Origin of the sequence: uncultured Eudoraea sp. (assembly GCF_947258525.1) — a bacterium.
Taxonomy (GTDB): Bacteria; Bacteroidota; Bacteroidia; order Flavobacteriales; family Flavobacteriaceae; genus Eudoraea.
Window position 1 is genome coordinate 1 of record NZ_CAMYIP010000096.1, and the last position, 10,105, is coordinate 10,105.

At 36.8% G+C, this 10,105-nt stretch carries 11 protein-coding genes; 5 read left to right on the top strand and 6 right to left on the bottom strand.

Features of this window, described 5'->3' with window-relative positions:
- From Q0X89_RS07505 to Q0X89_RS07515, 3 genes are all read right to left on the bottom strand, one after another.
- A partial coding sequence (locus Q0X89_RS07505; protein WP_297692729.1) for a TonB-dependent receptor plug domain-containing protein occupies positions 1-1,067 on the bottom strand: 1,067 nt, incomplete at its 3' end.
- The gene (locus tag Q0X89_RS07510) at positions 1,057-1,968 is read right to left on the bottom strand and encodes a FecR family protein (protein WP_297692731.1); all 912 of its coding nucleotides are present in this window, start codon (positions 1,966-1,968) and stop codon (positions 1,057-1,059) included. The genes Q0X89_RS07510 and Q0X89_RS07505, both read right to left, overlap by 11 nt.
- 48 nt (positions 1,969-2,016) lie before the next feature.
- Positions 2,017-2,541: an RNA polymerase sigma factor gene (locus tag Q0X89_RS07515; RefSeq protein ID WP_297692733.1), complete on the bottom strand. Its 525-nt coding sequence runs from the start codon at positions 2,539-2,541 to the stop codon at positions 2,017-2,019.
- A 110-nt stretch (positions 2,542-2,651) separates the two neighbouring features.
- On the opposite strand from Q0X89_RS07515, the gene Q0X89_RS07520 reads away from it, so the two are divergent.
- From Q0X89_RS07520 to Q0X89_RS07540, 5 genes are all read left to right on the top strand, one after another.
- The gene (locus Q0X89_RS07520) at positions 2,652-4,448 is read left to right on the top strand and encodes a hypothetical protein (protein WP_297692735.1); all 1,797 of its coding nucleotides are present in this window, start codon (positions 2,652-2,654) and stop codon (positions 4,446-4,448) included.
- Between the two features lie 36 nt (positions 4,449-4,484).
- On the top strand, positions 4,485-5,375 hold the full coding sequence (locus Q0X89_RS07525) for a hypothetical protein (RefSeq protein ID WP_297692737.1): 891 nt from the start codon (positions 4,485-4,487) through the stop codon (positions 5,373-5,375).
- A 180-nt stretch (positions 5,376-5,555) separates the two neighbouring features.
- On the top strand, positions 5,556-6,134 hold the full coding sequence (locus Q0X89_RS07530) for a Crp/Fnr family transcriptional regulator (RefSeq protein WP_297692739.1): 579 nt from the start codon (positions 5,556-5,558) through the stop codon (positions 6,132-6,134).
- A 158-nt stretch (positions 6,135-6,292) separates the two neighbouring features.
- The gene (locus tag Q0X89_RS07535; protein ID WP_297692741.1) at positions 6,293-6,511 is read left to right on the top strand and encodes a DUF2892 domain-containing protein; all 219 of its coding nucleotides are present in this window, start codon (positions 6,293-6,295) and stop codon (positions 6,509-6,511) included.
- A 190-nt stretch (positions 6,512-6,701) separates the two neighbouring features.
- Positions 6,702-7,415, top strand: a complete 714-nt coding sequence (locus tag Q0X89_RS07540) for a DUF4382 domain-containing protein (protein WP_297692743.1) — start codon at positions 6,702-6,704, stop codon at positions 7,413-7,415.
- A gap of 505 nt (positions 7,416-7,920) precedes the next feature.
- Here the strand turns inward: Q0X89_RS07540 and Q0X89_RS07545 are convergent.
- The 3 genes from Q0X89_RS07545 to Q0X89_RS07555 all read right to left on the bottom strand — a co-directional run.
- A complete protein-coding gene (locus Q0X89_RS07545) occupies positions 7,921-8,415 on the bottom strand; it encodes a Dps family protein (RefSeq protein WP_297692745.1) in 495 nt (164 codons plus the stop codon).
- 742 nt (positions 8,416-9,157) lie between these two features.
- Entirely contained in the window at positions 9,158-9,652 is a 495-nt protein-coding gene (locus Q0X89_RS07550) for a GyrI-like domain-containing protein (protein WP_297692747.1), read from the bottom strand.
- A gap of 152 nt (positions 9,653-9,804) precedes the next feature.
- Positions 9,805-10,105: hypothetical protein (locus tag Q0X89_RS07555; protein ID WP_297692749.1), on the bottom strand; the 301-nt coding region annotated here is incomplete at its 5' end.

A 10,105-nucleotide genomic window follows, 5' to 3' on the forward strand; every position in this document is an offset into this window, starting at 1 on the left:
ATACGATCAAAATATTCAGCATAGGTAGGGGTCTCAAAAAAATCACTGATAGACTTTCTTGCTGCCACTTGTATTGAGGCCTTTTCACCTAACGGCATATCAATATAGCCATTGGCATCTATAAGATTGATACTAATACTTCCATTTGTATCCGGATTGATTTTCTTATCCGAACTCATAGCTATAGTGCCGGAGACGCCATCAGTATAAGCAGCAGAGCTACCATTTTTTTGTAAAGCCACCTTTTGGGTTATATGGGGATTGTACATTGAAATGAGTCCGAAAAAATGTCCGGACTGATACATTTTAATATCGTCCCATAAAATAAGGTTCTGGTCATTACTTCCGCCACGAATATTGATATTCGATACCGTTTCATCAATGCTTTGAATACCCGGAAGGGCTTGAATGGACCGTAATACATCTTCTTCAACAAGCCCGGGCAAGATAGAAAACTGGTCAAAATTCAATTGAAAAGAACCGTTGTCTAACCTGTCCATCCCCTTTATCAGATAATCGGATAATATAATTTCAGGCAGCTGTTCCTGCTCAGACACCAGGTCTATGATGCTACATTCCGTTGTGTTGAAAAAACGTAACTCACGCCGTATGGTCTTATGGCCAATATGTCTGATGAGGACAACATCTGAAATTTTTGTCATGGGTAATTCAAAATATCCCTCATCGTTAGAGACTGTTCCCCGTCCATTGCTTTGGACTGTTGTGTAAGGCAGGGGTTCTTGGGTATCCTTATCACGAATGTACCCGCAAAGTTTGAGGTGTATTGACTTAATTGAAAGTACAGATTCTGAAACAAAAACAAAATCGAGCCCTGTCTGTACTTTTAAATAGTCAATGACCTCCTTTAGTTCCAGATTCTCGCTGGGTTGTATTAACCGTATCTCTTCAACAAGTTCAGAAGCATAATTGAACTGCACCTGATAGCGCTCCTGCAGCTCAGTCAAAATTGAAACGAGTGGTTTGTTCACCCCTGTTTGTTGCCCAAAAGATGATACACAGAACAGTAAAGTAATAATGCTAAAAAGTAAAATGAGTTTATTTCTCACTTGGTTTTACCCTGACTTTATTGGTTGGTAACATTGTATATTCCAAATCCAGAGGTTCGGTAATAGATCTCAGGGCATTCTCCAAACTATCGTGCACAAATCCTCCGGTAAAAAGTTGTTCCTTATTCATATTTTCCAAGATAATGGTTACGCCATATTGTCGTTCCAGTTCTTCAAATACCTGAGATACTGCAACTCTTTGAAAATCGCTGACATTCTTGGTCCACTGGGGAACATTGTACATATTTTCACCAAGAGTCACAATTCCCTTTAGAATTCGAAAACTATCCCCTTGCTTCAAAATCTCTTCATGACCCTCTGCGTTCACTTTTACGGTACCTTCAAAACATCTGACTTCAAAAAAACTTCCTCTTTGCCTTACATTAAATTCGGTGCCCAGAACGCTGACAGTCCCTTTAGGGGTTACAACATCAAATTTTGCTCCCTTGGCTACATCAAAAAAAGCTTCCCCTACTAGCTTTATTTCCCTTTTTTGGTTCCATCGCTTTTCGTTGTATGCCATTTCAGACAAAGCATTTACCGTAACCAAAGAAGCATCGGGAAGGGTGATGGATACTTTTTCGCCCACCTGGGTTTCTATTTTGGTTAATTTTTCATTAAAAAAGAGGTAATACAGCGCAAATCCAATAACAAAAACACTGGCTATACGCATCAATGGTCTTATCCAATTTAATTTTTTAACTTTTGTTTCAGGATCCTTTAGTCGTTCTTTAAATTTTTGGTAATCATCAACCTTGGAAAATTGGGAAGCCTTAAAGACTGAGGCATTATTAACCACATCTTTGAAAAAAGGGGTGTCATCCAATTTCTCAAAAACCTTAGATTCCTCAGGGCTAAGCTCATCAGCCAACCATTTTTTTATCAAGTAATCCTTATCCATAAACACAACTGTTTAATTATATAACAACTTAGTTTGGATTTTTCCTGATTATTTTATTCTAAATCCTTCCAATTCATTTTTTAGCACATTAAATGCTGAATAAATTCTATATTCCACGACCTTTTTAGTAACCCCTAACATTTGGGCTATTTCTTCGTGCTTTTTGCCTTCTGCTTTATTTAGCAAAAAGGCTGTTCTCTGTTCATCTGTAAGTGTTGAGAGCACTTTTTGATATTTTTTGAAGAATTCTTCTTTCTCCATAAGAAATTCGGGCGATTCATTGGTATGTTCTTTAGGTCTCACAGCCCGGTATTTCAAGACTACCTTTTGGTGTTTGATTTCATTCAGCATCAAATTATTGGCTACAGTATATAAAAAGGATTTGGCCTTACTAACCGTTACTTTTTTGCAGTTTTCCCATAATTTAATGAATGCCTCCTGGGCCTTATCGCTAGGATTAAGCTTTTCACCATACTTATAATAAAGGTAATTATGGAGGTCGTTGGCCAATTTGCTGTACAGTTGTTCAAAAACGGAATCTTCGCAAATATCCTTATGTAAATCTTTCTTCAAACTACAATGGTTAATCAGCCTCAAATCTATGAAAATAATTTTCTTTAAAAATTTTCAGGAGTTTTGGAGTTAGGGTTGTTCTATATATAAACACCAGAAAATATTTTGATATGAAAACCCCTTTTATACATCTAAGCCTACTTTTTTTAGGATTAACCTTGTTACTTACTTCCTGCAGGGAAGAAGAATCTGTTTTAATTGAAGGACCACAGGAAGAAACCCTTAAGGCCAACTCTAACGTTGCAAACCTGTTGCAGAATACTACTTCAAATGATGGATCTGATGACAATATCATTGACAACGCGAGTTGCATCAGCATTGAACTACCTGTGACGGTGCAAATTGACGGGTTAGAAATCGTGGTCGATGACCCCAATGATTTTGAGACCATTGAGGACATTTTTGACGAATTTGATGATGATGATGATGTTCTTGATATAATATTCCCTATAACCATTATCCTGAGCGACTTTACCGAGGTAGTGATCACAGATATGAATGAACTTGAAGTTTTTACCGATGATTGTAATGGTGAAAATGAGTATGATGATGACATTGAATGTGCTGATATAAAGTACCCTGTTACAGCATCTTTATTCAATTCCAACAATGAGGTCATTGACACCATTACCTTTTCCAATGATCAGGAACTATATGAGTTTATTGATGATTTGGATGAAGATGATATTGTTAATGTAAACTTTCCTATAGCCGTAATTCTATATGATGGCACAGAGGTGCAGGTTTCCAACCTTCAAATGCTTGAAACTATTTTAGAGGATGCCAAAGATGATTGTGATGAGGATGATGACAATGATTATAATGATGATGATTGTGACAATTGCACCACAGACCAGCTCTCTGATGTATTGGTAGCTTGTTCAGACTGGAGCGTTGATAAATTGGAGCGCAATGACCAGGACCTGGAAGATTTATACTCAGCTTATCAATTTAATTTTGCGAATGATGGTACGTTAACCGCCGAATCCAATACCGATATGTTTTCGGGAACCTGGGAATCCAATGGTTCAGGCAACAATATTACCGTTGCAATCAACATACCGAATCTATCCGACTTCAATGCCACTTGGAACCTACATGAAATTGATCAGGATCCCGGCGAAAGTGATATAGACCTTAGAATGGGTGATGACCGTCTGCGCTTTCGAACTACTTGCAATAACAACGGAGGCAATGATAATACCGGCATTGATGATACCACCCTGGTCCAGGAGTTGACCACAGGGGACTGGTACATAACCAACTACTTTGACGATGTTGATGAAACAGCATCTTTTACCGATCTGGTATTTAATTTTGCCACGGATGGTACGGCCACGGCAAATGGTGTTGGAATGACGACAAACGGTACATGGTCTACTTCGGCTGGTGATGAAACACCTTTGGAATTGAACTTGAATTTTGGACTTGCCCCACCTTTTGACAAATTGGAGGAAGACTGGGACGTATTGGAAGTAACAAATGAAATCATTAGGCTAAAAGATATTAGTGGGGGGGATGGCACTACAGATTTCCTCACCTTTGAGAGAAACCCTGCAAGTAACGGTAATGGTGGATCAGATTTAAGCACCGTATTAGTAGATGGTAGCTGGATTGTCACTTCCTATCTTGATAACGGTAATGATCAAACCAATGATTATACGGCTTTTACATTTTCTTTTGCGGCTGATGGAAGTGTTACTGCAAACAATGGAAGTGTCACTACTGGTAACTGGTCAGCGCAGAACGGGAACAACAAATTGGTGCTGGATTTCGGTGCCACCATCCCCCTGGATGAATTTAATGATGACTGGGATGTTATAGCGGTGTCTGACACACAAATTGAACTACGCGATGTTAGTGGCGGAGATGGAACTACTGATACATTAATTTTTACAAAACAATAATCCTAATACAAATACAATAATCCAAATACAATTACTATGAAAAAGAATATTTTAAATTCCGGAATTTTTGTTGCCTTATTACTCATAGTGGCCTGTTCCAGCGACAATGATAATGATGAAATAGCCAATCTGGCCCAATTACAGGCAGACGTTGAAGAAATTACAAATACCGCAATGACCGGTCCATGGGTAATTACCAACTTTGTGGATTCCGATAAAAATGAAACAACAAACTTTAATGGGTATGGCTTTAGTTTTAACAGCGATGGAAGCCTCGTAGCCGATAATGGCAACACTACCATAACGGGTACCTGGTCGGTTACTATAGATGATGATTCTAATGATGATATGGATGACGATTCCGGCGATAGTAACTCGGATGATGATTGCAATAGTTGTACAGTAGATCAACTTACCGATGTGCTGACGGCCTGTGATGATTGGTTTGTAGACAAATTGGAAAGAAACGACAATTCACTAGAAGATAACTTCACAAGCTACAAATTCAACTTTACTGCAGATGGAATGGTTACAGTAGTTACTGGCTCAGAAAATTATACAGGTACCTGGGAGGCTTCGGGTAGTGGCAATAGTATTGAGGTTATACTTACGATAACGGATTTGCCTGATCTTGAAGATACATGGACCTTACATGAAATTGAGCTCTACAACGGAGAAACTGATGTAGATTTGAGAATTAATGGTGAAGACAGGCTTCGTTTCAGAAATCAGTGTACCCTGGGCAATTTTAATGGTGGTACATCTACAGGTGAGATTGATTTTAACATATTCTTCGCCACCCCGGCAGACTTCAATGAACTTTCAGAAGATTGGAACATTGTCTCCTATTCAGGAAATAAAATTGAGTTAATCCATGAGAGTGGAGGTAATGGCGGAACCGACTTATTGACCTTTGAAAAGCAGTAGACCCCGAACTTAGATACCTACCATACCTTCTATTGCCCCGCTATGATAAAGAAGGTTTTCTTAACCGTCCCTGACTTCTGTTCAGGGGCGGTTTTAGTATATTTATCCTAAATAATCTTTATTTATCAAGATTTCCCTATGGATACTGATAACTTAAATTCGTCGTCATACAACTCGGTTTTGAAAAAAATAGCTGAAGCTGGAGAGTTGATAAGCATTGCAAAGGGTACTGAGATCCTGCGGGCGGGACAATTTGTAAAGGTCATACCGCTTGTTCAAAAAGGGTTGATCAAAGTCTACACCAGATATGAAGACCGGGAGCTTTTGCTATACTATATACAGCCCAGCCAAAGTTGTATCATGTCTTTTTCTGCCAGTATCAATAACGAACCTAGTCAGGTATTTGCTGTTACGGAGGAAGATACAGAAGCAATACTTATTCCAGTATCTAAATTGGATACGCTAACCAGGGAGAACCCCCGCTTAAATGATTTCTTTTTTCAACAGTACAAAGGCAGATATGCAGAACTTTTGGATACCATACACTATGTATTGTTCGACAAAATGGATAAACGTTTGCATCGTCATCTTAAGGATAAAATTGCTCTTAAAGGAGAAAATCCGGTTCAAATATCCCATCAGCAGTTGGCAAATGAGCTAGGAACTGTTCGGGAGGTGGTTAGTCGGGTTTTGAAAAAATTAGAGGGCGAAGGCATGGTCAGACAACAGGGCAATACCATTCAGGTATTCAAGCTGTGACTAAAGTCACTGCATACCATGATTCTCTTACTTAATTTTGTGTATAAGAAATACGTGCAAGAAAATAATAAAGCTGTTCTTGGTTTGTATTATATACAAGCGATAATTTAAGGGATAGTCTGGCTCGTATAAAATTTGTCTAACTAACATATATTATCATGAAAAAAAATATGGGCTCTGCGGATAGAATCATTCGTTTTATTGTAGCTGCAATTATTGCAGTGCTTTATTTTACAGAAATAATAGGTGGTACATTAGGAATTGTTCTATTGGTATTGGCAGGTGTTTTTGTGCTGACCAGTTTTGTGAGCTTCTGTCCGCTGTACGCACCTTTTGGAATAAGTACTTGTGCCGTAAAACAGGCAGAGCAAAAGTAGCTGTATACCCCTTATTCTGTTTAAAGAGAGCGATTTATCGCTCTTTTTTTTAGTCAGACCCTATCTAACTCAGTAAGGGATCGGACTATTTTTGAATTTTTTTCAGGAATTTTTTGGATTCGGTTGTTATATATATGAATCCCAAAAGAAAAGCGTTTTAAATCTTATCTATTAACCAAATTTTATTGTAATGAAACATTCATTTTTTATTTTAATGGCTTCGGCCTTATTTATTGTAGGTTGTTCCAAGGATGACAATGATGATAGCAGAATTCGTCTTACCCTTGATGCCTTGAATGCCAGTGGTGCCAATGCAAAGTCTACATCTTTTACAGGGAAGAATAACGAGAATGTAATTTTTACCGATTTCCGTATTTCAATTCGTGATGTGGTGTTCAAGAACGATGACGACCCTAATAGTAATCTTGATACGGACGAAATTCAATTTAGAGGGCCTTACCAAATAGATTTGTTGAATGATGGTGATGCCTTGTCGCAAACTATTGGCGATGTAGTGGTCCCGGATGGCCAGTATAAAGAGCTTCGCTTCAAATTTCACAAAGATGAAGACTTGCCTGCAACTGATAAATTGTTCGACAAATCAATTTATATAGAAGGAACAATAGACGGTCAGCCATTTGTTTTCTGGCACGATACCAGTGAAAATTTGGATGTGGGCAGAAGCACCGGTGTTAAGGTGGTCGGTAGTATGGTAAACTTCACTGTAGAGTTTGATATTTCGCAATTCTTAAGCTCGTTAAAACAAATAGATTTAAGCCAGGCCTTAGATGGTAATGAAAATGGCATCATTGAAATCTTTCCGAATGATGAAGATGGTAATCGGGATATTGCCGACGACCTTAAGAACAATATCAAAGAAACTGCTGATTTAATCAATAAGTAAATACAAATTTTCGCATTTAAAAAACATCCTTGGGATAATTCTCTAGGATGTTTTTATTTTTTTAAACATATTATTTCCTGAGAGGTGTAAAAGAAGTCTTTTTGCTTTAGTAAGTACCCATTTTAAAAGGGTTCAAAAGGATTATCCAAATACAGTTTAAGAACTGCACTTAATTAGCCATAAAGAATGGACTTAAGACAAATAATAGCAGTTTTTACCGCATTTGGGAGTCATAAAATGTAAACTATATCAAAAAAAGACGCACTCCCTTTTTCCGGAAATACGTCTTATTTATAGCAGTGTAGTTAATTAAGCGGTACTAAATCCCTTTGGTACGGATTGTTGTAGTTGCCAAGTTGTATTTTTTTGATTTGATGTATATCTTGCCAAATGGCATATTCCACTTTGTTTTTCTTCTTTTAAATCTCTTTATCATAGTATTTTTTAATGATTATTCTTTTTAATTATAGTCTAAATTCGATTTATAAATCGAAATTGGGCAATCTTACTTACACCAGGAAGTGTACATCCAGTTACGCTTTTCTATATCCCTTATCAACTCATTTATAAAATATTCTGTAGCTGAATCTCCGGTCTCTAAGGAAGCATTTAGTGTGTCCAACAAGGAGGCATGAATAATTTCGTAGTCTTTAAGCACATCTCTTACCATATCTAATGGGGTCATATTTTTATTGGTCTCTTTAACTTCAGATAGTTTCTGTACATCATTCATACTTAACATTGGTTTTAGTCCAAATACCCTTATGCGCTCGGCAATATCATCGATATTTACCTTCACTCTATTGTAGTCTTTTTCAAATTCCTCATGCAATTCAAAAAAATCAGGACCTTCCACATTCCAGTGATAATTTCGCAATTTGAAATAATGTACCTGGTAATTGGCCATTAGTTTTTTCAAGGAGACTACAATCTCGGCTGTATCTAGGTAAGTAAATCCCAATTTTTTATAAGGTTTTTTAATGCTTTTTACTTTTTCCATAATTGTATTTTAATTTTAAAGATTATATAATAATTCTATAGTCAAGTTTCTTTTGGCGAAACCTAATTAAGATTGAAGTAATTTTTGAAAGAGAATAAAATTCTCGGAAAGGAATTATAGTGAAGCCTTTGTTGGAGGCTTAGAAGACAATCGTTAATTTTTGTTTTTGAAATATCATTAGTAGTAATATATAGTTAATTATCAAAAAGTCAATTATTTAACACCGTTTAACAGTGTTTATGAATAATTAACACCATATCTGTTAAAATAATTGATGAATCTGTTAAGCCTCTTTGATTAAAATCTTTCACTTACAGAACTTAGAAATTTCCGTTACCATTGTAAGCTATCATTCAATATCTGATAGCTTTTGAACCTTATAAATATCCAGAAAAAAAAATTTAAAAGTTCTTTAGGTTCCAGGACAATGTCACAGGGTTTCTTATGGAAGCAACCCAATAGGTAGTCTGTTTCTGCTAACCATCAAAAAGGGCTATAAAAAGGACAAATAACCCTCCCAAATGGACATCATCTGTATGGGAGGTTTTTTGTAAAATGGATAACGATTGTAAGCCGTTAGCGACAAATTATAGACTATTTGATCAAAAGGGTCTGGCTAATACAATGTTAGAACAACATTCTATTATGAAAGGCAAATAGTTATACGATTATGTAAATCCTGATTTACTATTTACTTCTCAGCAGCTAAAATAAGAATAGCCAATTATGCCAATAATATATTTTATACGTTGCTGGCTTTATTTTTTTCTCTTATCGGAATCCAAATTTCTTCTTCTGAATCCGGGTCATTGTTTTTATAATTTGATCCCAATACTTCAAAATGAGGCCTGTCATCAACTTCATAATTTGAGTTAGGGAGCCATTTTGAGAAAATATATTCAAAGATGGAACTGTCGGCACTTGAACCCTTATAATCAAAAACTGCATATGATCCTTTTTCGAGAATAAATGACTTCATTCCATTCGGGATATTACCAAAATCTTTAACCTCAACTGTTGCCCACTTCTCAAACTCAGTATTCGGATTGAATTGTTTGTAATACAAGGGCGGATAGATTTGCATAGAGATTTTATCTTCTGATGTTCTATTCTGAATTTCTTTAATTCTTGGTGCAAATTGTACCCAGAGTTGTCCGGTTTTATTATTGGATAAAGTCATTTTTATGTTGAGACCAATTAACATTTTTTCTTCCAATTCTTCAATCCTTGGATTCATATATTTCCTTGTTTTAATTTTTAGTTTGCATCTAAGGTTTTCGATATGAGCAGGACCACAATGCGTAAACTATTCTAATGGTGATTTATAATCTCTAAGTTAGGAAATTAAACCTGCCGCGGCAGTGATTGGCGTCGTTAGGTGCAGAATGGTTAGTTTACTTCAGGCGCGTTTGGATCAACACTTGGCACCTGCTTCCGGATCTCCCGCATCTTGGCCTTCGCTACTTCAGATAGTTCCCTAAACCTTTTATCAGCTCGATAGTTATCGAATTGGTAGTCTATGAGCATAAAATACCCGGTACCCCCTCTTATCCAAGCCGCCGACAGATCTGACATATAGTAATACGCACTATCCTGCATATTTAAGAACGAATAAATTCCGGCTGTATCATATGCTTTGTAATAATGACCCATTCCGAGTAGTTGCCTGTTGATGGAGAGTTGCTTTCTA

Bases quoted from the DNA above. Each gene is read 5' to 3' on its own strand.
- Q0X89_RS07540 (WP_297692743.1), top strand. From the start codon at position 6,702: ATGAAACATTCATTTTTTATTTTAATGGCTTCGGCCTTATTTATTGTA.
- Q0X89_RS07545 (WP_297692745.1), bottom strand. From the start codon at position 8,415: ATGGAAAAAGTAAAAAGCATTAAAAAACCTTATAAAAAATTGGGATTT.
- Q0X89_RS07525 (WP_297692737.1), top strand. From the start codon at position 4,485: ATGAAAAAGAATATTTTAAATTCCGGAATTTTTGTTGCCTTATTACTC.
- Q0X89_RS07550 (WP_297692747.1), bottom strand. From the start codon at position 9,652: ATGAATCCAAGGATTGAAGAATTGGAAGAAAAAATGTTAATTGGTCTC.
- Q0X89_RS07510 (WP_297692731.1), bottom strand. From the start codon at position 1,968: ATGGATAAGGATTACTTGATAAAAAAATGGTTGGCTGATGAGCTTAGC.
- Q0X89_RS07520 (WP_297692735.1), top strand. From the start codon at position 2,652: ATGAAAACCCCTTTTATACATCTAAGCCTACTTTTTTTAGGATTAACC.
- Q0X89_RS07535 (WP_297692741.1), top strand. From the start codon at position 6,293: ATGAAAAAAAATATGGGCTCTGCGGATAGAATCATTCGTTTTATTGTA.